The following is a 24,248-nucleotide window of genomic DNA, read 5'->3' as shown; positions in this document are numbered from 1 at the left end:
GGTCCAGGCTATCGCCCGCGGCGCGGGCCGGGCCGGGGCCCGGTCGTCCCGGAGGCGGTCACAGCGGGCGGTGCGGGCCGTCCGCCGTGACGTCGGGGACGCGGACGGGACCGGCCGGACGGGAGGCACCGGTCGGGTCCGTCCCGCCGGTCACGTCGGTCGGCGGGATCGCCTCGGTCCGCGCGGTCGCGTCGGTCGGTGCGGTCTCGTCGGTCGGGGCGCTGGCGGTCGGTGCGCTCCCGGTCGGTGCGCTCCCGGTCGGGGTGCTCTGCGGCGTCTGCGCCAGCTTCGTGACGACCGCGGCGGCCGTCGCGGGTCCGACGCCGTTCACCTCGGCGATCTGGTCGGCCGTCGCCTCGCGGAGGCGCGCCACCGACCCGAAGTGCTTCAGCAGCGCGTTGACCCGCGTCGGGCCGAGGCCCGGGATCTCCGACAGCTGCGACCGCACGTCGCGCTTCCGTCGCGTCCGCTGGTGCGTGATCGCGAACCGGTGCGCCTCGTCGCGGATCCGCTGGATCAGGAACAGCGCCTCCGAGTTCCGCGGCATGATCACCGGGAAGTCGTCGTCGGGCAGCCAGAGCTCCTCGAGGCGCTTCGCGATGCCGACGAGCGCGATGTCGTGCACGCCGGCCTCGTCCATCGCCCGCTTCGCCGCCTGCACCTGCGGTTGCCCGCCGTCGACGATGAGCAGCTGCGGACGGTAGGCGAACCGCTTCGTCGGTTTCGTCCCCTCGACGACCTCGTCGCTCGTCGCGTCCGGGACGTCCGGTGCGGCGGCGTCCTCGTCGAGACGTGCCAGCCGCCGCGACAGCACCTGGTACATGCTGTCGGTGTCGTCGGTCGTCTCCGCGATCGTGTACCGCCGGTACTGGTCCTTCCGCGGGAGCCCGTCCTCGAACACCACCATCGAGGCGACGACGTTCGTGCCCTGGAGGTGCGAGATGTCGTAGCACTCCATGCGCAGGGGTGCCTCGGTCATGCCGAGGGCGTCCTGGATGTCGGCCAGCGCCGCCGAGCGGGTCGTGTAGTCGGCACTCCGCTTCGTCTTGTAGAGCATCAGCGCCTGCGCCGCGTTCTGGGCGGCGGTGCGGGCGAGGCCGGCACGGTCCCCGCGCTGCGCGGTGCTCAGCTTCGTCCCGCGGCCGCCCCGACGTTCGCTGAGCCACTGCTGCAGCGCCTCGGCGTCCTCCGGGAGTTCCGGCACGACGACCTCGCGCGGGACGTCGTCGCTCGTGGCGTACTGGCCCTGCACGATCTGCTCGACGAGGTCGCCGGTGCTGATGTCGAGCTCCTTGTCGACCACCCAGCCCCGCACACCGCGGATGCGGCCGCCCCGCACGGAGAACAGCTGCACCGCGGCCGCGAGCTCGTCCTCGGCGACACCGAACAGGTCGAGGTCGACCGAGTCGCGCAGCACGACCGCGGACTTCTCGAGGACCGCCTCGAGCGCACCGACCTGGTCGCGGTACTTCGCGGCCTGCTCGTAGTCCATGGCGTCGGCCGCGGCCCCCATGCGCTGCCGCAGCGTGGTGATGACGCGCCGGTCGTAGCTGCCCATGAACCGCACGAACTCCTCGACCACCGCACGGTGCTCGGCGATCGTGACCTTCTGCGAGCAGGGGCCGCCGCACTTGCCGATCTGCCCCGGGAAGCACGGCTTGCCGGTCTGCATGGCCTTCTTGTACGACGAGTCCGAGCAGGTCCGGATCGGGAAGACCTTGATCATCAGGTCGATGGTGTCGTGCACCGCCCAGATCTTCGGGTACGGCCCGAAGTACTTGGCGCCCTTGATCTTCCGGTTCCGCGTGACCATCACCCGGGGCGACTCCTCGCCCAGGGTGATCGCCATGTACGGGTACGACTTGTCGTCCCGGAACTTGACGTTGAAGGGCGGGTCGAACTCCTTGATCCACGTGTACTCGAGCTGGAGCGCCTCGATCTCGGAGCCGACCGTGGTCCACTCGACGCTGCGCGCCGTCAGGACCATGCGGCGCGTGCGCTCGTGCAGCGTCGGCAGCGGTGCGAAGTAGTTGCTCAGCCGCGCGCGGAGGTTCTTCGCCTTGCCGACGTAGAGCACCCGACCGGCCTCGTCACGCCACCGGTACACACCTGGGTCGGTCGGGATCTCCCCCGCCTTCGGCCGCCAGGAGACGGTGTCCGCCACCTACCGAGCACCCGCCTTCTGCTTCTGCGTCGCCTGGCGCGCACCGACGGCCTGCTGCTTGCCGACGCGGGCGTCCTGGGCGTCGAAGATCTCGCGCAGGAACACGCCCGTGTGGCTCTCCGGGACGTCGGCGACGTGCTCGGGGGTGCCGACCGCCAGGACCGTGCCACCGCCCGCGCCACCCTCGGGACCCATGTCGACGAGCCAGTCGGCCGACTTGATGACGTCGAGGTTGTGCTCGATGGTGATGACGGTGTTGCCCTTGTCGACCAGGCTCTGCAGGACGAGCAGGAGCTTCCGGACGTCCTCGAAGTGCAGACCCGTCGTCGGCTCGTCGAGCACGTAGACCGTGCGGCCGTTCGACCGACGCTGGAGCTCGGTCGCGAGCTTGACGCGCTGCGCCTCGCCTCCGGAGAGCGTGGTGGCGCTCTGCCCGAGCCGGACGTAGCCGAGCCCGACGTCGACGAGCGTCGCCATGTAGCGGTGGATGGCGGAGATCGGCTCGAAGAACTCGGCCGCCTCGCTGATGGGCATGTCGAGGACCTCGGAGATGTCCTTGCCCTTGTAGTGCACCTGCAGCGTCTCGCGGTTGTACCGGGCACCACCGCAGACCTCGCACGCCACGTAGACGTCGGGCAGGAAGTTCATCTCGATCTTGATCGTGCCGTCGCCCGAGCAGTTCTCGCAGCGACCGCCCTTGACGTTGAAGCTGAAGCGCCCGGGCTGGTAGCCGCGTGCCTTCGCCTCGGGCGTCTCGGCGAAGAGCTGCCGGATGCGGTCGAACACGCCCGTGTAGGTCGCCGGGTTGGACCGCGGGGTGCGGCCGATCGGCGCCTGGTCGACGTGCACGACCTTGTCGAGCTGGTCGAGGCCCTTCACACGCGTGTGCTTGCCCGCGATGTGCCGGGCGCCGTTGAGCTGGTTCGCGAGCACCTTGTAGAGGATGTCGTTGACCAGCGTCGACTTGCCCGACCCGCTGACGCCGGTGACCGCGGTGAAGACGCCGAGCGGGAAGTCGACGTCCACCTGCTTGAGGTTGTTCGCGCGGGCACCCTGCACGCTGATGACGCGCTTCGGGTTGATCTTCCGACGCTCGGACGGCACCTCGATCGCACGGCGGCCGGCGAGGTAGTCACCGGTCACGGACTCGCGGTTGGCGATGATCCCCTCGTACGACCCGGAGTGCACGACCTTGCCGCCGTTCACGCCGGCGCCCGGTCCGATGTCGACGACCCAGTCGGCCGTGCGGATGGTGTCCTCGTCGTGCTCGACGACGATGAGCGTGTTGCCGAGGTCCTTCAGCTTGACGAGCGTGTCGATGAGCCGACGGTTGTCCCGCTGGTGCAGGCCGATGCTCGGCTCGTCGAGGACGTAGAGCACGCCGGTCAGACCGGAGCCGATCTGCGTCGCGAGCCGGATGCGCTGGGCCTCGCCGCCGGAGAGGCCGCCCGCGCCGCGGGCCAGCGTCAGGTAGTTGAGCCCGACCTCGAGCAGGAACTCGAGGCGGGCGCGGATCTCGCGGAGCACCGCGGCGGCGATGTGGGCCTCGCGGTCGGTGAGCGTCAGCTCGTCCATGAACCCGTAGGCCTGGTCGAGCGACATGTCGGTGACGTCGGCGATGCTGCGGCCGTCGACCGTCACGGCCAGGACCTCGGGCTTCAGGCGCGTGCCGTCGCACACCGGGCACGGGACCTCGCGCAGGTAGCCCTGGAAGCGCTGTCGCTGCGAGTCCGACTCGGCCTCGGCGAACTTGCGCTCGATGTAGGGCATGACGCCCTCGAACCCGCTCGTGTAGCGCATCTCGCGTCCGAAGCGGTTCTTCCACGAGACCGACACCTGGAAGTCCTTGCCGGTCAGGATCGCGGCCTGCACGGTCGGATCGAGCCGGTTCCACGGGGTGTCCAGGTCGAACCCGAGGTCCTTGCCCAGACCGGAGAGGAGCTTCTCGAAGTACGAGTACAGCCCGCTCGTGCCCGTCCACGGCAGCAGCACACCGTCGCGGAGCGATGCCTCGGGGTCGCCGAGCACGAGGTCCGGGTCGACGGACATCCGCGTCCCGAGGCCCGAGCACTCGGGGCACGCGCCGAAGGGCGCGTTGAACGAGAAGGTGCGGGGCTCGATCTCGGTCAGCGCGAGCGGGTGGTTGTTCGGGCAGGACAGGTTCTCGGAGTACGTCCGGACCGCGCCGGGGCCCTCGTGGTCGACGAGGTCGATCGCCACCGTGCCGTTCGTCAGGCGCAGCGCGGTCTCGAGCGAGTCCGTCAGCCGGCCGAGGATGTCGTCGCTCGCCACGAGCCGGTCGACGATCACCGCGATGTCGTGCTTGACCTGCTTCTTGAGCTTGGGCGGGTCGCTCAGCTGCACGCGCTCCCCGTCGACGATCGCGCGGGCGTAGCCGGACGCGGCGAGCTCCTGGAAGAGGTCGACGAACTCGCCCTTCTTCTTCGAGACGACGGGCGCCAGGACCTGGAACCGCGTGCCCGACTCGAACGCCATGAGCTGGTCGGCGATCTGCTGCACGCTCTGCTTGCTGATCACCTCGCCGCAGACGGGGCAGTGCGGGACACCGATGCGCGCCCACAGCAGGCGCATGTAGTCGTAGACCTCGGTGATCGTGCCCACGGTCGACCGCGGGTTGCGGTTCGTCGACTTCTGGTCGATCGACACCGCGGGCGACAGGCCCTCGATGAAGTCGACGTCCGGACGGTCAACCTGACCGAGGAACTGCCGCGCGTACGCGGACAGCGACTCGACGTAGCGGCGCTGGCCCTCGGCGAAGATCGTGTCGAATGCGAGCGAGGACTTGCCGGAGCCCGAGAGCCCGGTGAAGACCACGAGCGAGTCACGGGGGATCTCGAGGTCGACGTCGCGGAGGTTGTGGACACGGGCACCGCGCACGCTGAGCGTCGAGGTGCTGTGCGGCGCGGTCCCGCCGGGGAGGTGGAGGTCGGCGGGCTCGCCGAAGGCGCTCCCGCCCGGGGTCGCGGTTCCGCGGTCAGAAGTGATGGTCATCGCAGACGATTGTACGAAGCCCGACCGACATCCGTCCCGGCGTGGCGGACCGGATCGACTCAGACGAGTGCGTCGAGAGCGAACGCGACGCCCGTGGCCCGCTCGCTCGCGGTCCAGAGCCGTGCCGCCGCCGTGCGGTCGTGCGCCCGCGACCGCGCCGGCACGGTCGCCGGCGCACCGGCGAGCTGCAGCGGCCCGTCCGGTCCCCAGTACTCCCCCGACCGGACCCCGTCGCCGACGGCCGCGTGCACGAGCGGGCGGGCACCGGCGTCCTTGCCCTGGGCGATCCACCCGGATCCGGCGCGCATCCAGGCGGGCTCGGACCGGGCCGGCGCGACGTCCGGACGCGCGGGCCCGGCGGCGTCGAGCGCGAGCCCCGGGTGCGCGACGACGCTCCGGACCGCCGAACCCGCGTCGCCGAGCCGCTGCGCGAGCTCGAAGCCGAACAGCATCACGGCGAGCTTGCTCCGGGCGTACTGCCGGTGGCCGTCGTAGCGACCGACCGCCAGGGGGTCGCGCCGGTCGAGGGTGACGAAGCGGTGCGCGATCGACCCGAGGTGCACCACGCGGCCGTCGTCCTGGTCGAGCAGGGGCAGCACCAGCGCGGTCCAGGCGAAGTGCCCGAGGTGGTTCGTGCCGACCTGCAGTTCGAGTCCCTGGGCGGTCGACCGCTGCTCGGACGACCCCACGACACCCGCGTTGTTGAGCAGCGCGTGCACCGGTCCCAGTTCCGCGAGGGTCGCGGCGGCGGCGTGGACGCTGTCCAGGTCGGCGAGGTCGAGGTGGAGGTGCACCAGGTCGGCGTCGTCCACGTGCGCCCGGATGCTCCGCTCGGCCGCGAGACCGCGGTCGGGGTTCCGGGTCGCCAGCACGACGCGGTGACCCTGCGCCGCGAGCTGCTCCGCGGCGTGGTACCCCAGGCCCGCACTGGCGCCGGTGACGACGACGGTGCGACGGCCGGCGTCACCGGACATGGCCGGCCGACTCCATCTGCCGAAGGGCCTTCTTGAGGTCCTGGACCTCGTCGCGCAGGCGGGCCGCGAGCTCGAACTTCAGCTCCGCCGCCGCCTGGAGCATCTGGTCGTTGAGGTCGCCGATGGTCGCCTCGAGCTGGGTCGCGCCCTCGCCGGCGATGCCCTCGCGTCGTAGGTTCGGCGTCGGCGAGCGACGTCCGTCGGCACCCGGGCGGCCCTGGAGCAGCGCCTTGGTGTCGTCGCTCTCGCGCTGCAGGACCTCGGTGATGTCCGCGATCTTCTTGCGGAGCGGCTGCGGGTCGATGCCGTGCTCCAGGTTGTACGCGACCTGCTTCTCGCGACGCCGGTCGGTCTCGTCGATCGCCTGCCGCATCGAGTCCGTGATCTTGTCCGCGTACATGAGCACCTGCCCGGACACGTTGCGGGCGGCGCGACCGATGGTCTGGATGAGCGACGTCGAGGACCGCAGGAAGCCCTCCTTGTCGGCGTCGAGGATCGCCACGAGCGAGACCTCGGGCAGGTCGAGCCCCTCGCGGAGCAGGTTGATGCCGATCAGCACGTCGTACACGCCCTGCCGCAGCTCGGTGAGGAGCTCGACGCGCTTGAGGGTGTCGACGTCGGAGTGGAGGTACCGGACCCGCACCCCCGCGTTGCCGAGGAAGTCGGTGAGCTCCTCGGCCATGCGCTTCGTGAGCGTCGTGACGAGCACGCGCTCGTCACGCTCGGAGCGCAGCTTGATCTCCTCGAGCAGGTCGTCGATCTGGCCGTCGCTCGGCTTGACGACGATCTCGGGGTCGACCAGGCCGGTCGGGCGGATGATCTGCTCGACGACACTGTCCGTGACCCCGAGCTCGTACTTGCCGGGGGTGGCGGACAGGTACACCTTCTGCCCGACGCGCTCGAGGAACTCCTCCCACGTCAGCGGGCGGTTGTCGAGAGCGCTCGGCAGGCGGAACCCGTGCTCGACGAGCGTGCGCTTGCGCGAGGCGTCGCCCTCGTACATGGCGCCGATCTGCGGCACCGTGACGTGCGACTCGTCGATGACGATGAGGAAGTCGTCCGGGAAGTAGTCGATGAGGCAGTGCGGGGCCTCGCCGGCGTCGCGGCCGTCCATGTGGCGCGAGTAGTTCTCGATGCCCGAGCAGAACCCGATTTGCTCCATCATCTCGATGTCGAAGGTCGTGCGCATCCGGAGCCGCTGGGCCTCGAGCAGCTTGCCCTGGCCCTCCAGTTCGGCGAGACGGTCGGCCAGTTCGTCCTTGATGCGCTCGATCGCACGGTGCATGACGTCGGTGTCGGCCACGTAGTGCGACGCCGGGAAGATCGAGACGCCCGGGAGGTCGGCGATCACGTTGCCGGTCAGCGGGTGCAGCGACGAGAGGGCCTCGATCTCATCACCGAACATCTCGATGCGGATCGCGTGCTCCTCGTACATCGGGATGATCTCGATGGTGTCGCCGCGCACCCGGAAGGTGCCGCGCGCGAAGTCGACGTCGTTGCGCTGGTACTGCATCCCGACGAACTTGCGGACGAGCTGGTCGCGCGAGATGGTCTGGCCGACGTGCAGGGCGATCGACGCGTTCATGTACTGCTCCGGCGTCCCGAGACCGTAGATGCAGGACACGGTCGAGACCACGACGACGTCGCGGCGACTCAGCAGCGAGTTGGTCGTCGAGTGGCGGAGGCGCTCGACCTCGGCGTTGACCGAGGAGTCCTTCTCGATGAACGTGTCCGTCTGCGGGACGTACGCCTCGGGCTGGTAGTAGTCGTAGTACGAGACGAAGTACTCGACGGCGTTGTTCGGCAGCAGACCTCGGAACTCGTTCGCGAGCTGCGCGGCGAGCGTCTTGTTGTGGGCGAGGACGAGCGTCGGCCGCTGGACCTGCTCGATGAGCCAGGCCGTCGTCGCGGACTTGCCCGTACCGGTGGCGCCGAGCAGCACGACGTCGGTCTCACCGGCGTTGATGCGGCCGGCGAGTTCGGCGATCGCCGCCGGCTGGTCGCCGCTCGGCGAGTACTCGCTGATGACCTCGAACGGACGGATCGCCCGCGTGGGCTCGATCGACACTGCCATGCCTGCAACGGTAGTCGGCGCCGCCGACACCGGACGGCCCTGATCGCCCACAGCGTCAGCGGGTCAGGCGTGCCCAGACGTCGTCGGCGGACCGGATCGTCTCGTCGACCGTCCCCGTGGCGTCGACGACGTGGTCGGCGAGGGCCAGCCGCTCGGCGTCGGACGCCTGTGCCCCGACCCGCCGCTCGGCCTCGTCCCGCGTGGCGCCGCGGAACGCCACCAGCCGCTCGACCCGTTGCTCGGCCGGTGCGTCCACCACGACGACGGCGTCGAAGGCGATCGGACGCCGGCCGCGGGCCTCGGCCAGCAGCGGGACGTCGTACACGACGAGCGCCTCCGGGTCGGCGGCCTCGGCGGCGTCGAAGGCCTGCTGCGCGAGCCGCCACACCTCCGGGTGCGTGATCGCCTCGAGGTCCCTCCGAGCGTCGGCGTCCGCGAACACGATGCTGCCGAGGGCGGGGCGGTCGAGCGAGCCGTCGGCTGCGAGCACGCCCGGCCCGAACCGCTCCGCCACACGGGCGAGCCCGGGGCTGCCGGGTGCGACCGCCTCCCGCGCCAGCCGGTCCGCGTCGACCACGACGGCACCGTGCTCCGCCCAACGACGGGAGACGGTGGACTTGCCCGCGGCGATGCCGCCTGTCAGACCGATGATGCGCACCGCCCCAGGCTACCCAGCACGCCGTGGAACGCCGGAAGCCCGGCACCCCGTGAGGGGTGCCGGGCTTCCGGGACGGTGCGACCCGCTCGATCAGTTGTTCGAGCTGAGCTTCTCGCGGAGCGCCGCGAGCGAAGCGTCGTCGGCCAGGGTGCCCTGACCGTTCGTCTCGCTCGTGAACGACGACGACGAGGAGGTCGACGCGCTGGCCGGCAGGTCGAAGTTGCCCTGCGCCTCGTCGGCGATGGTCTTCGCGACCTGCGCCTTGTGGGCCTCCCAGCGCGACTGGGCGGCCGCGTACTGGCCCTCCCACTCGGTGCGCTGGGTGTCGTAGCCCTCGAGCCACTCGTTCGTCTCCGGGTCGAAGCCGTCCGGGTACTTGTAGTTGCCCTGGTCGTCGTACTCGGTCGGCATGCCGTAGAGCGCCGGGTCGAACTCGGTGCCCTCCGGGTCCACGCCCTCGTTCGCCTGCTTGAGGCTGAGCGAGATGCGGCGACGGTCGAGGTCGATGTCGATGATCTTGACGAAGACCTCGTCACCGACGGAGACGACCTGCTCGGCGAGCTCGACGTGCTTGTTCGAGAGCTCCGAGATGTGGACGAGACCCTCGATGCCGTCCGCGACGCGGACGAAGGCACCGAACGGCACGAGCTTCGTGACCTTGCCCGGCGCGATCTGACCGATCGCGTGGGTGCGGGCGAAGACCTGCCACGGGTCCTCCTGCGTGGCCTTGAGCGAGAGCGACACGCGCTCGCGGTCCAGGTCCACCTCGAGGATCTCGACGGTGACTTCCTGACCGACCTCGACGACCTCGCTGGCGTGCTCGATGTGCTTCCAGGAGAGCTCGGAGACGTGGACGAGACCGTCGACGCCACCCAGGTCGACGAACGCACCGAAGTTGACGATCGACGACACGATGCCCTTGCGGACCTGGCCCTTGTGGAGGTTGTTGAGGAAGGTGGTGCGCGACTCGGACTGCGTCTGCTCGAGCAGGGCGCGGCGCGAGAGGACCACGTTGTTGCGGTTCTTGTCGAGCTCGAGGATCTTCGCCTCGAGCTCCTGGCCCAGGTACGGGGTCAGGTCGCGGACGCGACGCAGCTCGATGAGCGAGGCGGGGAGGAAGCCGCGGAGACCGATGTCGACGATCAGGCCGCCCTTGACGACCTCGATCACCGTGCCGGTCACGACGCCGTCGGACTCCTTGATCTTCTCGACGTCGCCCCACGCGCGCTCGTACTGCGCACGCTTCTTCGACAGGATGAGGCGACCTTCCTTGTCCTCCTTCTGGAGGACCAGGGCCTCGACCTCGTCGCCGACCTCGACGACCTCGTTGGGGTCGACGTCGTGCTTGATCGAGAGTTCGCGCGAGGGGATGACACCCTCGGTCTTGTAGCCGACGTCGAGGAGGACCTCGTCGCGGTCGATCTTCACGACGGTTCCGGAGATCAGATCGCCGTCGTTGAAGAACTTGAGGGTCTTCTCGACCTCGGCCAGGAAGTCATCAGCCGAGCCGATGTCGTTGATGGCGACCTGCTTGGGAGCCTTGGTCGTGGTGGTTGTCATGTAGAGATTGCTCCGAACGGACATGAGTCGGGCCGTGACGGCGAGGGAGCGACCCCCTGGTCCGCACCGAACGTCGGTGCGAGCCGTCATGGCAGTGGTTGGTTGGCGCGGATTGCGCCGATTGAGTCTAGCCGCAGGGCCGTGGGCCCCACAACCGGGCGTGTCGCGCGTGTCGCGGGTCCCCCGGTCAGTCGAGCAGCGCACTCCGCAGCGTGTCGAGTCCGACGCCGCCGAGCGCGAGTGCGCGGTGGTGGAAGGCCTTGAGGTCGAACGCCGTACCCTCGCGGGCGGCGAGCTCGTCGCGGATCGACTCCCAGACGCGCTGCCCGACCTTGTAGGACGGTGCCTGCCCCGGCCACCCGAAGTACCGGGCGACCTCGAACTGCACGAACTCCGGCGCCATGTTGACGTTCTGCCCCATGAAGTCGAGCGCGTACTCCCACGTCCAGCCGCCGCCGTCGGGGTTCGTCTTCTGCAGGTGCACGCCGATGTCGAGCACGACACGGGCGGCTCGCATGCGCTGTCCGTCGAGCATGCCGAGCCGGTCGCCGTCGTCGTCGAGGAACCCGAGCTGCTCCATGAGCCGCTCGGCGTAGAGCGCCCAGCCCTCCACGTGACCGGACGGTCCGGCGAGCTGACGCCGCCAGGTGTTGAGCTCCCCGCGGTTGTGCACCGCCTGGCTGATCTGCAGGTGGTGACCCGGGACGCCCTCGTGGTAGACCGTGGTCTTCTCGCGCCAGGTCCCGAACTCGGTCACGCCCTGCGGCACCGACCACCACATCCGGCCGGCCCGCGAGAAGTCGTCGGACGGGCCGGTGTAGTAGATGCCGCCCTCCTGGGTGGGGGCGATCCGGCACTCCAGTCGCTTGATCGGGTCGGCGATGTCGAAGTAGGTGCCGTCCATCGCGCGGATGGAGGCGTCGCTCGTCTCCTGCATCCACCGCTGCAGGGCGTCCGTGCCGTGCAGGATGCGGGCCGGGTCGGCGTCGAGGACCTCGATCGCCCGGGCCACCGACGCGCCGGACTCGATGCGGTCGGCGATGCGCTCCTGCTCCTCGCGCATCCGGGCGAGCTCCTCGATCCCCCACTCGTACGTCTCGTCGAGGTCCACGACCGCCCCGAGGAAGCGGCGGGAGTGCAGCTCGTAGTCCTCGCGCCCGACGGCGTCGACCGGCGTGGCCAGGGGCAGGAGCTCGTGCTCGAGGAAGCCGCCGAACGAGCGGTACGCGGCCGCCGCGACCTCGGCGCCCCGGGCGAGCTCGGAGCGGAGCGACTCGGGCAGCGGACCACCGCCCTCGAGCGTCGCGCCGTCGACGAGCTGCCGGAAGAAGCCGTCCTCGGCGCCGTTGCGGGCGGCCTGCTCGGCGACGAGCGCGACCTGGCGACGTGCCGGCGTGACCTGCTCACGGGTGCCCTGCAGCAGGGTCTCGCGGTGTCCCTCCAGTGCCTCGGGCAGCGCGTACAGCCGTCCGGCGACGTCCTGCCAGTCGTCCGTCGTCGCCGTCGGCATGAGGTCGAGCACGTCGCGGAGCTCCTGGGCGGGGCTCTGGATGACGTTGAGGTCGCGCAGGTGCAGTCGACGGTCGTGCGACTCCAAGACGAGGTCGAGCTCGGCACCGAGGTCGGTCTTCGTCACGCGGTCGACGGCGTCCACGGCGTCCGTCGCGTCGAGCGTCCGGCGCGCTGCACGGGCCGCGTCGGCGAGGGCGTCGGCACCCGCGGGGGACGTGTCGCCGTACCCGTCGGTGCGACCCGGAGCCCCGATGTACGTCGCGACGGTCGGGTCGAGGTCGACGAGGGTGGTGACCCAGTCCTCGGCGACGCGGTCGACGGCGGAGGGCTGGCGGACGGGTCGGTTGTCGCTCATGCCCCGACCCTACCCACGGGTCGGGGGCGCGCTGGTGCGGTCCCGCGCGTCAGTGCGCCGCGGCCTCCCAGTTCGAACCGACGCCGACGGAAACGTCGAGCGGCACGCTCAGCTCGGCGGCTCCGCCCATGCGGGTCCGCAGGACCTCCTCGACCCGCTCCTGTTCGCCGGGCGCGACCTCGAGGATGAGCTCGTCGTGCACCTGGAGCAGCAGGCGGGAGGCCATGCCGCCCTCGCGGAGGTCCTCGTCGACACCGAGCATCGCGATCTTCATGATGTCCGCCGCAGAGCCCTGGATCGGCGCGTTCAGCGCCGCGCGCTCGGCGTTCTCGCGGAGCACGCGGTTCGGGCTCTTGAGGTCCGGGAAGGGGCGCCGACGACCGAAGATCGTCTCGGTGTAGCCGTCCTCACGCGCCTGCTCGACGACGCCGCGCAGGTAGTCGCGGACCGAGCCGAAGCGCGCGAAGTACTCGTTCATCAGCGTCCGGGCCTCGGACTGCTCGATCCGGAGCTGCTTCGACAACCCGAACGGGCTCAGGCCGTACGCCAGGCCGTAGGACATGGCCTTGACCTTCGTGCGCATTTCCGGGCTGACGTCCACCGGCTCCACACCGAAGACGCGCGCGCCGACGAAGCGGTGCAGGTCCTCGCCCTCGTTGAACGCCTGGATGAGGCCCGGGTCGCCGGACAGGTGCGCCATGATGCGCATCTCGATCTGCGAGTAGTCGGCGGTGACGAGCGTCGTGTACGGCTCCGCGACCGCGAAGGCCGAGCGGACCCGCCGCCCGACCGCGGTCTTGACGGGGATGTTCTGCAGGTTCGGGTCGTTCGACGAGATGCGGCCCGTGCTGCTGCCGGTCTGCTCGTAGCTCGTGTGGATGCGGCCCTCGACGACCGCGGCGTCGAGGGTGTCGACGATCTGCCGGAGCTTCGTGGCGTCGCGGTGCTGCAGCAGCAGACCGAGGAACGGGTGCGGGTGCTGCTCCTGCAGGTCCGCCAGGCTCGCGGCATCGGTGGAGAAGCCCGTCTTCGTCTTGCGGGTCTTCGGCATCGCGAGCTCGGTGAACAGGACCTCCTGCAGCTGCTTCGGCGACCCCAGGTTCACCTCGTGCCCGATCTCCGCGAAGGCCTGCTGCGCGAGCTCGGCGGCACGCTCCCCCAGGTCGTGCGACAGCCCGGTGAGCACCGGCCGGTCGATGCCGACGCCGACGGTCTCCATGCCCGCGAGGACCGGGACCAGCGGGAGCTCGATGGTGTCGAGCACCCGGAGCGAGGACTCGTCGACCCGGGCGCGCAGCGCGGTGTCGACCCGGAGCACGTACCAGGCGTGCACGCCGATGTTCACCGGGTCGGTCTCGGGGACGAGCTGGTTCGGGTCGGCGGTGGGGAGTTCCTCGCCGAGCTCCTGGTACACGAGGTCGGCGAGGGGCTGGCCCTGCTTGCCGGGCTGCGCGAGCCACCCGGTGAGCCGGGCGTCGCCCGCGATGCCGCGCACCGTGATGCCGACGGTGGCGAGCGCCTTGATCGCGGTCTTGGCGTCGTGGAAGTGCTTCGGGGCGTCGGAGGCGAACCACGCGGCGAGCTGCTCGTAGTCCTTCGCGCCGCTCCCGCCCGGCACGAGCACGGCGTCGTCGTGGGTGGCGATGCCGATCGCGCTGAGCCGACCGTCGATGACCTCGACCGCGACCCCGAAGCCGTTCTCGGCGTCGTTCGCGCCCTTGCGCTCGAGCCAGTGGCCGAGCTCCTCGTCGATGATCGTCGTGACCTTCGGCGGGGTCGGGGCGCCGCTGTCGACCGTGCCGGGAGCGTCACCCGCCTCGCTCGGCTCCCCGTTGCCCGCGACCTTGAAGACACGGTCGAGCAGGGTGCGGAACTGCAGCTTCGCGAAGAGGTCACGCACGGCCTGCTCGTCGAGCGGTCGCAGGGCGACGTCGCCCGGACCGACCGGCAGCTCGACGTCGTTGACGAGCCGGTTGAGCTTCCGGTTCCGGATCGCGCGGTCCCGCTGCTCGCGGAGGTTGTTGCCGACGACGCCCTTGATCTCGTCGGCGTGCTCGAGCACCCCGTCGAGCGAACCGTACGCGGTGATCCACTTGACGGCGGTCTTCTCCCCGACCTTGTCGATGCCGACCAGGTTGTCGCTCGTCTCACCCACGAGCGCCGCGATGTCCGGGTACTGGTGCGGCTCGATGCCGTACCGCTCGTACACCTTGTCGCGGTCGTAGCGGGTGAGCTCGGAGACGCCGCGGACCGACGGGTAGAGCAGCGTGACGTCGTCGTTCACGAGCTGGATCGAGTCGCGGTCGCCGGACACCACGTACACCTGGTAGCCCTGCTCGGAACCCTGCCGGGCGAGGGTCGCGAGGATGTCGTCGGCCTCGTAGTCCTCCTTGGTCACCGTCGTGATGCCCATCGCCTCGAGCGCCTGCTGCAGGAGCGGGATCTGGCCCTTGAACTCCGCAGGGGTCTCGGACCGGGTGCCCTTGTAGTCCTCGTACTCCCGCGTGCGGAAGGAGAACCGGGAGATGTCGAACGCGACCGCGAGGTGGGTCGGCTTCTCGCGCTGGAGGAGCATGAGCAGCATCGAGATGAAGCCGTGGATGGCGTTCGTGTGCTGCCCCTCGCGGTTCACGAAGCTGTCGACCGGGAGCGCGTAGAACGCCCGGAAGGCGAGCGAGTGGCCGTCGATGACCATGAGGGTAGGCTTTGCGGAGTCCGACACCAGGACAGCCTACCGACGCGATCCGACACGGGAGTCCTCGAGCGTGACCGACGAAGCGACCACGACCGACGCCGTCGACCCCCGCCTCGCGGACCGGGGTCTCGGTGAGCTCGCCGAGAAGATGGGAATGGTCGTCACCGAGCTCACGGCCGAGCGTGCCGTCGGGTCGATCCCCGTCGAGGGCAACCGCCAGCCGGTCGGTCTCCTGCACGGCGGCGCCTACGTGGTCCTCGCCGAGAGCCTCGGGTCCATGGCCGCGAACGTGCACGCCGGCCCGGGCCGCTACGCCGTCGGCATCGAGCTCAGCGCCTCGCACTCGCGCAGCGCGACGAGCGGCCGGGTCACCGGCACCTGCACCGCGATCCACCTGGGCGGCACGCTCACGACGCACGAGATCGTGCTGACCGACGACGAGGGCCGCCGCTGCTCGACCGTCCGCATCACCAACATGATCCGCGAGCGGCGCTAGCGGTTCAGTCCTCGGGCGGTCGCTGCAGCAGCAGGCGCGCGTCCCCGAAGCCGAGCCGTCGGTAGAGCGCCTCGCCGACGACGCTCGAGTGCACCGCGGTGCGCTCCGCGCCGAGCTCGTCGGCGAGGTCGAGCAGGGCCGTGACGAGGCGTCCGGCGACGCCTCCGCCGCGCAGGTCGGGGTGCACGTAGACGGTCTGCAACTCGGCGGTCACGCGTCCGCGCGGCCGGTGCGGCGCCGGCGGCCGAGGGTGCACGGCGAGCCACGCCATCCCCAGCACGACCCCGTCGCGCTCGGCAACCACGCACCGGTGCGAGTCCGCGTGCTCCGCGGCGAAGGCCGTCATCGCGTCGCGGTACTCGTCGGGGGTCACCGTCGGGACGGCGCCGTCCTCCTCGACGCTCCACCGCCACCGCAGGTCGGCCACCGCCGTCATGTCCCCCGGCCGGGAGGAACGGATCACCACGTCGTCCATGCCCCCACCCTGCCAGGTGGCGGGCTCGGCGGCGGGGCCGACCCGCGCCTCCCGTCCGGCTCCTGCCGCGGCCGGGACGCAACAGCGCCGCCGGACGAGGTCCGACGGCGCTGCCGCGTGAGCGAGCGGGTGCTCGTTACTTCTTGGCGCTGAGCTGCTCGATGATCGCCTTCGCGACGTCGTGCATGGTCAGGCGGCGGTCCATCGAGGCCTTCTGGATCCAGCGGAACGCCTCGGGCTCGGTCAGGCCCATCTTCTCGTTGAGCAGGCCCTTGGCGCGGTCGACGAGCTTGCGGGTCTCGAAGCGCTCGACCAGGTCGGCGACCTCGGCCTCGAGCGTGATGATCTGCTGGTGCCGCGAGAGGGCGATCTCGATCGCGGGCAGCAGATCGTTCGGGGTGAACGGCTTGACGACGTAGGCGAGCGCGCCGGCCTCGGTCGCACGCTCGACGAGGTCCTTCTGGCTGAACGCCGTGAGGAGGACCACCGGAGCGATGTGGTTCTTGGAGAGCTTCTCGGCCGCGGAGATGCCGTCGAGCTGGGGCATCTTGACGTCCATGACGACGAGGTCCGGGCGGAGGTCGGTCGCGAGCTGGACGGCGGTCTCGCCGTCGCCGGCCTCGCCGACCACGTCGAACCCGTTGTCGCGGAGGATCTCGACGATGTCGAGACGGATGAGCGACTCGTCCTCGGCGACGACGACGCGACGCGGTGCTGCTGGGGTTGCTTCTGTGTCACTCACGAGCGAGAGCCTACTAGACGGAGCAGGACTGGTTCGTCAGATGCCCAGCAGGAGTGCCGAGATCCAGCGCCGTGAGCGTCGGGCCGTGAGCATCGTTCGTACGAGTGGCGGGACTCGAACCCGCACGCCGTGAGGCAGAGCATTTTGAGTGCCCCGTGTCTACCGTTCCACCACACTCGCGAGGACACCAGGCTAGCAGGGACGCACCCCGGCCCGGGTCGTCACACCGGCACGAGCGGCTGCGGCTCGCCCGCCGGGAGCTCGACGCGGATCCGGTCGCCGGCGCGCACCACACCGCCCGTCACCACGACCGCCATCACCCCGCCCTTCCGCTCGACCGAGCCGTCCTCGGCCCGTCCCAGCACGGCACGGAGCAGCCCGGGTTCGAAGTCGTTGATCTGCTGGCAGGGGTTCCGCAGACCGGTGACCCGGACGCAGGCGTCATCGCCGAGGTGCAGCAGCGTGCCGGTCGGCAGCCCGAGCAGGTCGACGCCGCGGGTGGTGACGTTCTCGCCCATGTCGCCCGGGGCGACGCGGTGTCCCGACCGGGCGACCTCGTCGAACACCTCGGCGTGCAGCAGGTGCACCTGTCGGAGGTTCGGCTGCGACGGGTCCCGTGCGACCCGGGAGCGGTGCTGCACGGTGGTCCCGGCGTGCGCGTCGCCCTCGATCCCCCACCCCGCGACCAGGGTGACCTCGTCGACCACCGGCTTGCTGAACCGGTGCTCGTCGTCGCGACCGACGGCGACGACCCGCGCTGCCTCAACCGTGGTGCCCACCCCCGAGGTCGGAACCGGAGTGGTGCCCGTGCGTCGTGCCGTCCGACGGGGTCGTGCTCCCCTGCATCGTGCCGCTCGGGTCCGGGACGTCGTGCCGACGACCAACGGACGTCCAGCCGAGGAAGCGCGCGGTCCACCCGAGCACCGCGACGACGATGCCGGCGATCGTGAGGAGGAGGACGGGGTCCATGGTCCGACGCTAGCGACCTCGGCGGCCGGGCACCAGGGGGCTGGTCGCCGGGATCCGGCGTCAGGCGGGTCGCCCGGCCACGACCTCGCGCAGGTCGACCTCCGACGGTCCGGCGTCGACGGCGGCACACCGCGGGACCACGAGGACGAACACCGCACCACCGAGGTCCCCCTCTGCGCCGTGGACGAGCGTGCCGCCGTGCGCGACGGCGATGCCCCGTGCGATGGGGAGCCCGAGGCCCGCCCCGCCGGAGCGCACGTCCCGGGCGTCCTCGAGTCGCACGAGCCGGTCGAAGACCCGCTCGCGCTCGGTGGACGGAATTCCGGGCCCGTCGTCCTCGACGGTCAGCACCGCCGACCCGGACGCGGTCGACAGGGCGACCCGGACGGTGCCGGTGCCCGCGGTCGCTCGGGCGGCGTTGTCGACGAGGTTGCCGAGGACCTGCGCCAGGCGGTCGGGGTCGACCTCGGCGGGCACCGGCCCGTCGGGCAGGACGGGCAGCAGGGCGATCCCCGGCAGCCGCAGCTCGAGCCGGTCGACCTCCGTCCGGAGCCACGCGACCAGGTCGGTCCGGTGCCGGTCGAGTGGGATGCCCCGGTCCAGTCGCGCCATGGTGAGCATGTCGTCGACGAGCCGTGCCGCCCGGTCGGCCTGCCGCACGACGTGCACGGCGAGGACCTCGTCGGTCGCCCGGTCGTCGCCGCCGCTCCGGACGAGCGTGTCCGCCGCGGCCCGCACCCCGGCGACGGGGGTCCGCAGTTCGTGCGCCGCGTCGGAGAGGAAGGTGCGGACGCGTTCCTCCGCGGCCACCGCCTGGGCCTCGGCACCCTCGACCGCGTCGAGCATCTCGTCGAACGCGGCGGCCACCCGACCGATCTCGGTGTCGGTGCGCGAGGGCCGGAGGCGGCGCCCGCGGTCCCCGTCGGCGATGGATCGCGCCGTCGCCGTGACCTCGTCGAGCGGACGGAGCGCGCGGCGGACGACCAGCACGACACCGATGACGGCCACCCCGAGGAACGCCGCCGACGCACCACCCATCACCCAACCGAGCTGCGTCAGGGTCTCCTGCACGTCACGCGTGCCGGCGGTGAGCGTGATCCGCGTGCCGTCGTCGAGCTCGGACCGCAGCGTCAGCACCCCGTCGTCCTCCTGCGTGCTCGAGGACACGACGGTCGCGCCGGACCCCGTGCCACCGGACAGCGTCCCCGTCGCGTCCGACGTGCCCGACGATCCCCCGCGCGCGGCACCGTAGCGGTCCCGCGCCGCCGGGCCGGGCAACCCGGCCGGGTCGGGCGGACCGGACCGCAGCTGGTCCGGTGTCGGACCGGCCTCGACCGCGGCTCCGTCGGGCTGGACGATGCGCACCGAGAGCCCCTGCGCCGACAGCCGGTCGGCCAGGTCGTCCGCGTCGAGCACGCCGACGAGCGCTGCCGCGGCCGCCGCCCGGTCGCGCAGCCGGTCCTCGACCTGAGCGCGCAGTCGTGCGCCGAGCACCGCCTCGACCGCGACGACGAGCGCGGCGAGCAGGACGGCGAGCAGGACGAGCACCGCGACGACCGTCCGAAGCCGGAGGGACGTCGTGCGGAGTCGACCGGCCGTGGCGCTCACGCGGCACCCCGGTCGACCGCGAGCCGGTAGCCGAGCCCACGGACCGTGTGGACGAGGCGCGGGCCGTGCGCCTCCATCTTGCGGCGCAGGGCGCTGAGGTGCACCTCGACGAGGTTCGGCGCGATGTCCTCGTAGCCCCACACCTGCGTGGTGATCTGCCCCTTGGACACCGTCCGCCCGCGGCTCTCGGCGAGGAAGCGCAGCAACCGGAACTCGGTCGCGGTCAGGTCGAGCAGCACGCCGGCGCGTCGGACGGTCGCCGCGTCCGGGTCGAGGACCAGGTCGGCGACCTCGATCACCGACGGCACCCGACCGCGTCGGCGCAGCACCGCGGTGACCCGCGCCACGAGCTCGGCCATCGCGAACGGCTTCACGACGTAGTCGTCGGCGCCCTCGGCGAACCCGCGCAGGCGGTCGTCGAGCTCGTCGCGCGCGGTCATCATGACCACGGCGGCGTCCGAACGCGTGCGGATGCGGGCGGCGAGCAGGATGCCGCTCGGACCGGGCAGCATCCAGTCGAGCAGGACGAGGTCGGGGGCGGCCCGGTCGAGGTCCTCGACGATCGCCCGGCCGTCTGGGGCCTCGGCGACGAGGAACCCCTCGGCGCGGAGGGTCGCCGTGACGGAGGTGCGGAGGGAGTCGTCGTCCTCGACCACGAGGATGCGTGCGGGAGCGGTCACGGCGGACACCGTAGGTCGGCGGTGCCTGCACGGAGCAGGGAGCCGGCTGGAAGAACACTGTGCTTCAGTCCTGCTTCAGGTACGGATCCGAGCGTCGTCCACGTCGCCGGAGCAGACGGCTCCGCGACCGACCGAGGAGGACCACCATGCAGGACGAACGACACGACGAGACCACGGGCCGCACGGGCGACCGCCGCCGCACCCTCCGCCGGGTGGGGATCGGCTCCGCGGCGGCGGCCGCGCTGCTGCTCGGCGGCATCGGGGTGACCGCCGCGGTCGCCGACGGGTCCGGCACGCCGAACGCGCCGACGAGCGCACCGACCAGCGCCCCGTCCGGTGCTCCGAGCGGCGCCCCCTCCGGCGCGCCGAGCGGAGCGCCCTCCGGCGGCCCCGCGGACGGGCCCGCTGCCGGCGGCTCCGGACCGGGTGCGGCGCCCGCGCCCGGCTGCGTCGCGATGCCCCCGGCCGACGGCGTGCAGCCCCCGCAGCCGAAGGACGGCGCGAAGCCCACCCCGCCGGAGGACGGCGCGAAGCCCACGCCGCCGAAGGACGGCGCCGAGCCCACCCCGTCGAAGGACGGCGCCAAGCCCACGCCGCCGGCCGACGGTGCGAAGCCCACGCCGCCGGCGGACGGCGGGGCCGACGGGACCGCCTCGCCGACCCCGGCCCCGACCTCGGGATCCTGAACCGCGGGGTTGTGCGCGGGAGGCGCGCGTCCGTCGGCCGACCGGTCGACGGGTGTCGCGCCTCCCGGCCGCTGCCCGGTGCGACACCGGACACCGGCCCGGCCCGCCGGGTACCGTCGGTGTCCTCGCGGGACCGAGTGGGAGGAGCGCCCGTGGACTCTCGTGCCGTGCGCACGTTCCGCGCGTTCGTCGTGGTGACTGCCGTGGTCGCGATCGGCCTCGGCATCGTCGCGGTCGTCTGGCCACGACCGTCCCTGGTCCTCGTCGCCCTGGTGTTCGGTGTCTACCTCGTCGTCGCCGGGGTGCTGCGCGTCGTGGCCTCGGTTCGGGGGCACGGCACGGCACCGGCGTGGCGGTGGACCTCCGGCGTCGTCGGCGCGCTCGTGGGCCTCGCGGGACTCGTCACACTGCTCGACCCGGCGGTCCCGCTGCTCGTCTACGCGGTGCTCGCCGGGGTGGCCTTCCTCCTCGAGGGCGTCGCCGCCCTGGTGGGAGCGTTCGTCGGGCACCCGGGGTCCTCGCGACTGCCGTCGGCGGTGAGCGGCGTCCTCTCGCTCATCGGCGGCGTGGTGGTGCTCACGGCGCCCGGTCTCGCCCTGACGGTCTTCACCGTCTTCTCCGGCATCGCGCTCGTCGTCGTCGGGTCCGCGACGCTGCTGCTCCTGCCGCCGCGGGCCGCGCTGCGACGCTGACGGGCGCGCTAGGCCGAACCCGTCCCGAACAGCAGTCCGAGCCCGTAGGTCACGATCGCGGCGCCGAACCCGATCCCGAGCTGCCGGAGCGCGCGCCGGAGCGGGGACGCCCCGCTGAGCACGCCGACGACGGCGCCGGTACCGAGGAGCGCGATGCCGACGAGCACCGCGGCCAGGACGATCGCCGGCCACCCCTCGAGTCCGAACAGGTACGGCAGCACCGGGATGATCGCGCCCGAGGCGAAGAACAGGAAGCTCGAGACCGCCGCACTCGTGCCGTTGCCGACCGCCTCGTGGTCGTCGACCGCCGTGGCCGCGGTGATCGTCCGACCGCCGAGGACCTCGTCCGCGTGCGCCTGCGCGTCCGCCTCGGTCATCCCGCGCGCCCGGTAGACCAGCGCGAGCTCGTTCGCGTCGACGTCGAGGTCGGCGACCGCCCGACCGGCCTCGGGGTGCGGGGCGGAGGCGTCGAGCAGCTCGCGCTGCGACCGCACCGACACGTACTCCCCCGCGCCCATCGAGAGTGCGCCGGCGAGCAGGCCCGCGACGCCGCTCAGCAGGACGAAGTGGCGGTCCGCCCCGGAGGCGCTGATGCCGATGATGAGGGCGAGGTTCGACACGAGGCCGTCGTTCGCCCCGAAGACCGCAGCCCGGAAGGTGCCGGACAGCCGCATGCGCCCGCGGTTCGCGAGCCCGCGCACGACCTCGCCGTGGATGCGCTCGTCCGCCGCCATGCGGGCCGTCGCGTCGTCGTCGTCGGCGTAGGGCGAGCGGTCCTCGGCACGCTGCATGAGCGCCAGCACGAAGACCGAGCCGAACCGCTTCGCCAGGGTGGCGAGCACGCGCGTGCGGAGGCTCCCGCGGAGCGGTCGTCCCACGTCGTCGCCGAGCAGGTCGAGCCAGTGCTGCTCGTGGCGCCCCTCGGCCTCGGCGAGGGACGCGAGGATCTCGCGCTCCTCGCCGGTCCGACGCGCGGCGAGGTTCCGGTAGACCGCCGCCTCCGCGCGCTCGTCGGCCAGGTAGCGGCGCCAGCGACGGACGTCGGCTGCGGTCGGGGCGGTGCGGGGGTCGTCCTGGAGGCTCACACCGGCAATCCTGCCCGTTCCGTCCGACGGCCGGTCACCGGCACGGCGCGGTGGCCGGTACGCGTCGAGCCGTCGACCCGTCGGACCGGGCCCGGACCCGCAGATCCCGAGACGGGAGCGTCCGCGCGAGACGCCCTGGCGAACACGAGACGCACCTGGATCCGGGTGCGTCTCGCGGAGCGAGCGGCGTTCCGCGAAGCCGGCGCCGTCTCGCGGCCCTAGCGGCGGAGCGGCTGGCCGGGGCCAGGGGCGCGACGCGACGGGGCGCGGACCGGAGGCGGCGCGCGGTGCTGCGCCGTGCCTCCCGTCCGCGCCCCGTCGGCGTGGTGACCGGGTGTCAGTCCCGCACGTACGCGGGTGCTGCCTCGGCGTGCGCGTCACCGACGCGGTGCACGCGGAGGTCGTTCGTCGACCCCTCGATGCCGGGAGGGGAACCCGCCGTGACGATCACCCGGTCGCCGGGAGCGGCGAGGCCGTTGGCGAGCAGCACGTCGTCGACCTGCGAGAACAGCTCGTCGGTGTGCGTCTTCCGGTCGACCAGGAACGAGCGGACGCCCCAGGTGAGCGCCATGCGGCGACGGGTCGCCTCGTTCGGCGTGAAGGCGATGATCGGCAGGCCGTGGCGCAGGCGCGACATGCGGCGGGCGGAGTCGCCGGACTCGGTGAACACGCAGAGGTACGAGGCCTCGGTGAACTCCGCGATCTCGACCGCGGCGAGCGTGATGGCGCCGCCGAGCGTGCGCGGCTTCGTCCCGAGCGGCGCGATGCGCTCCAGGCCGTGGTCCTCGGTGGACTCCACGATGCGGGCCATCGTGCGGACGGTCTGCACCGGGTACTCGCCGACGCTGGTCTCACCCGAGAGCATGACCGCGTCCGCGCCGTCGAGGACGGCGTTCGCGACGTCGGAGGTCTCCGCGCGGGTCGGGATCGGCGACGAGATCATCGACTCGAGCATCTGCGTCGCGACGATGACCGGCTTCGCCATCCGACGCGACAGCTCGACGGCACGCTTCTGCACGATCGGCACGGCCTCGAGCGGGAGCTCGACGCCGAGGTCACCGCGGGCGACCATGATGCTGTCGAACGCGTCGATGATCTCCTCGAGCGCGTCGACCGCCTGCGGCTTCTCGACCTTGGCGATGACGGGGAGGCGCTTGCCCTCCTCGTCCATGATCTCGTGCGCGCGCTCGACGTCCTTCGCGTTGCGCACGAACGACAGTGCGATGAGGTCGGCACCCTGGCGGATCGCCCAGCGCAGGTCGGCCTCGTCCTTCTCGCTCAGCGCGGGGACGTTCACGGCGACGCCGGGCAGGTTGATGCCCTTGTTGTTCGAGACGGTGCCGGCGACGACGACCTCGGTGCGGACGCGCACGCCGTCGGTGTCGAGCACGCGGAGCCGGACGCGGCCGTCGTCGATGAGCAGCGGGTCGCCGGGCTTGACGTCCTGCGGGAGGCCCTTGAAGGTCGTGCCGCAGATCTCCTTCGAGCCGGGGACGTCCTCGGTGGTGATGGTGAAGACGTCGCCGACGTCGAGGTGGTGGGGGCCGTCGGCGAACTTCGCCAGGCGGATCTTCGGGCCCTGCAGGTCGACCAGGATCGCGACCGGCTTGCCGAGGTCCTCGGCCGCGCGGCGGACGTTCTCGTAGTTGGCCTCGTGGACGCTGTAGTCACCGTGGCTGAGGTTGAGGCGGGCGACGTCGACGCCCGCTTCGATGATCTCCTTGACGGTCTCGTAGTCCGACGTAGCCGGACCGAGCGTCGAAACGATCTTTGCGCGTCTCAATGGATTCCTTCGTGTGGTGGATGGTGCC

The 24,248-nt window shown here is 71.7% G+C and carries 19 protein-coding genes and 1 tRNA gene; 3 read left to right on the top strand and 17 right to left on the bottom strand.

Translation table 11 applies throughout. The annotated features are described in order from the left end of the window. Positions 1–58 precede the first annotated feature (58 nt). The 8 genes from uvrC to polA all read right to left on the bottom strand — a co-directional run bounded on the left by uvrC (position 59) and on the right by polA (position 15,031). Complete coding sequence (uvrC, locus tag AB0N84_RS09140; protein WP_363545430.1) at positions 59–2,164, bottom strand: excinuclease ABC subunit UvrC; 2,106 nt, start codon at positions 2,162–2,164, stop codon at positions 59–61. Further along, entirely contained in the window at positions 2,165–5,176 is a 3,012-nt protein-coding gene (uvrA, locus tag AB0N84_RS09135; protein WP_289458806.1) for an excinuclease ABC subunit UvrA, read from the bottom strand. Positions 5,177–5,235: 59 nt separating this feature from the next. Then, complete coding sequence (locus AB0N84_RS09130; protein WP_363545426.1) at positions 5,236–6,150, bottom strand: SDR family NAD(P)-dependent oxidoreductase; 915 nt, start codon at positions 6,148–6,150, stop codon at positions 5,236–5,238. Beyond that, positions 6,140–8,212 (bottom strand): excinuclease ABC subunit UvrB, encoded by a 2,073-nt coding sequence (gene uvrB / locus AB0N84_RS09125; RefSeq protein ID WP_069711367.1) that lies wholly within the window; start codon positions 8,210–8,212, stop codon positions 6,140–6,142. Before uvrB ends, AB0N84_RS09130 begins: the two co-directional genes overlap by 11 nt. A 67-nt stretch (positions 8,213–8,279) precedes the next feature. Continuing rightward, the gene (gene coaE / locus AB0N84_RS09120; RefSeq protein WP_363545423.1) at positions 8,280–8,882 is read right to left on the bottom strand and encodes a dephospho-CoA kinase; all 603 of its coding nucleotides are present in this window, start codon (positions 8,880–8,882) and stop codon (positions 8,280–8,282) included. Positions 8,883–8,972: 90 nt separating this feature from the next. Next, positions 8,973–10,442 carry a 30S ribosomal protein S1 gene (gene rpsA, locus AB0N84_RS09115; protein WP_069710823.1) on the bottom strand — a complete coding sequence of 490 codons (1,470 nt, stop codon included), beginning with the start codon at positions 10,440–10,442 and terminating at the stop codon, positions 8,973–8,975. 187 nt (positions 10,443–10,629) lie between these two features. Then, a complete protein-coding gene (locus AB0N84_RS09110) occupies positions 10,630–12,309 on the bottom strand; it encodes a DUF885 domain-containing protein (protein ID WP_363545420.1) in 1,680 nt (559 codons plus the stop codon). Between the two features lie 49 nt (positions 12,310–12,358). Next, entirely contained in the window at positions 12,359–15,031 is a 2,673-nt protein-coding gene (polA, locus tag AB0N84_RS09105; RefSeq protein WP_363545417.1) for a DNA polymerase I, read from the bottom strand. 43 nt (positions 15,032–15,074) lie between these two features. Here polA and AB0N84_RS09100 point away from each other — a divergent pair, with 43 nt between their 5' ends. After that, positions 15,075–15,500, top strand: a complete 426-nt coding sequence (locus tag AB0N84_RS09100) for a hotdog fold thioesterase (protein ID WP_069710820.1) — start codon at positions 15,075–15,077, stop codon at positions 15,498–15,500. A 4-nt stretch (positions 15,501–15,504) separates the two neighbouring features. On the opposite strand, the gene AB0N84_RS09095 is transcribed toward AB0N84_RS09100, so the two are convergent. From AB0N84_RS09095 to AB0N84_RS09065, 7 genes are all read right to left on the bottom strand, one after another. Next, positions 15,505–15,975: a GNAT family N-acetyltransferase gene (locus AB0N84_RS09095; protein WP_363545413.1), complete on the bottom strand. Its 471-nt coding sequence runs from the start codon at positions 15,973–15,975 to the stop codon at positions 15,505–15,507. Between the two features lie 136 nt (positions 15,976–16,111). Continuing rightward, positions 16,112–16,717: a response regulator gene (locus AB0N84_RS09090; protein ID WP_022903868.1), complete on the bottom strand. Its 606-nt coding sequence runs from the start codon at positions 16,715–16,717 to the stop codon at positions 16,112–16,114. A 99-nt stretch (positions 16,718–16,816) separates the two neighbouring features. Next, positions 16,817–16,897 (bottom strand) — tRNA-Leu (locus AB0N84_RS09085). Between the two features lie 41 nt (positions 16,898–16,938). Next, the gene (locus AB0N84_RS09080) at positions 16,939–17,496 is read right to left on the bottom strand and encodes an MOSC domain-containing protein (RefSeq protein ID WP_182047350.1); all 558 of its coding nucleotides are present in this window, start codon (positions 17,494–17,496) and stop codon (positions 16,939–16,941) included. After that, positions 17,480–17,686, bottom strand: coding sequence for a hypothetical protein (locus tag AB0N84_RS09075; RefSeq protein ID WP_182047349.1), 207 nt, complete (start codon positions 17,684–17,686; stop codon positions 17,480–17,482). Before AB0N84_RS09075 ends, AB0N84_RS09080 begins: the two co-directional genes overlap by 17 nt. A gap of 60 nt (positions 17,687–17,746) precedes the next feature. Beyond that, complete coding sequence (locus tag AB0N84_RS09070) at positions 17,747–19,294, bottom strand: HAMP domain-containing sensor histidine kinase (RefSeq protein ID WP_363545408.1); 1,548 nt, start codon at positions 19,292–19,294, stop codon at positions 17,747–17,749. Then, the gene (locus AB0N84_RS09065; protein ID WP_363545405.1) at positions 19,291–19,974 is read right to left on the bottom strand and encodes a response regulator transcription factor; all 684 of its coding nucleotides are present in this window, start codon (positions 19,972–19,974) and stop codon (positions 19,291–19,293) included. The genes AB0N84_RS09070 and AB0N84_RS09065 overlap by 4 nt, the downstream gene beginning before the upstream one ends. 146 nt (positions 19,975–20,120) lie before the next feature. On the opposite strand from AB0N84_RS09065, the gene AB0N84_RS09060 reads away from it, so the two are divergent. Further along, positions 20,121–20,660, top strand: a complete 540-nt coding sequence (locus AB0N84_RS09060; RefSeq protein WP_363545402.1) for a hypothetical protein — start codon at positions 20,121–20,123, stop codon at positions 20,658–20,660. A gap of 152 nt (positions 20,661–20,812) precedes the next feature. After that, complete coding sequence (locus tag AB0N84_RS09055; RefSeq protein WP_363545399.1) at positions 20,813–21,352, top strand: DUF308 domain-containing protein; 540 nt, start codon at positions 20,813–20,815, stop codon at positions 21,350–21,352. Positions 21,353–21,360: 8 nt separating this feature from the next. Here the strand turns inward: AB0N84_RS09055 and AB0N84_RS09050 are convergent, their stop codons facing one another. Then, positions 21,361–22,437 carry a VIT1/CCC1 transporter family protein gene (locus AB0N84_RS09050; RefSeq protein ID WP_363545396.1) on the bottom strand — a complete coding sequence of 359 codons (1,077 nt, stop codon included), beginning with the start codon at positions 22,435–22,437 and terminating at the stop codon, positions 21,361–21,363. 337 nt (positions 22,438–22,774) lie between these two features. After that, positions 22,775–24,220 (bottom strand): pyruvate kinase, encoded by a 1,446-nt coding sequence (pyk, locus tag AB0N84_RS09045; RefSeq protein ID WP_069710813.1) that lies wholly within the window; start codon positions 24,218–24,220, stop codon positions 22,775–22,777. Positions 24,221–24,248: the final 28 nt, after the last annotated feature.

The sequence above is a fragment of the Curtobacterium sp. NPDC089185 genome, from assembly GCF_040685235.1.
GTDB classification, from domain to species: Bacteria; Actinomycetota; Actinomycetes; order Actinomycetales; family Microbacteriaceae; genus Curtobacterium; species Curtobacterium citri.
Note: the sequence above shows the minus strand (reverse complement) of the source record. Positions and strands in the feature narration are given on the sequence as shown.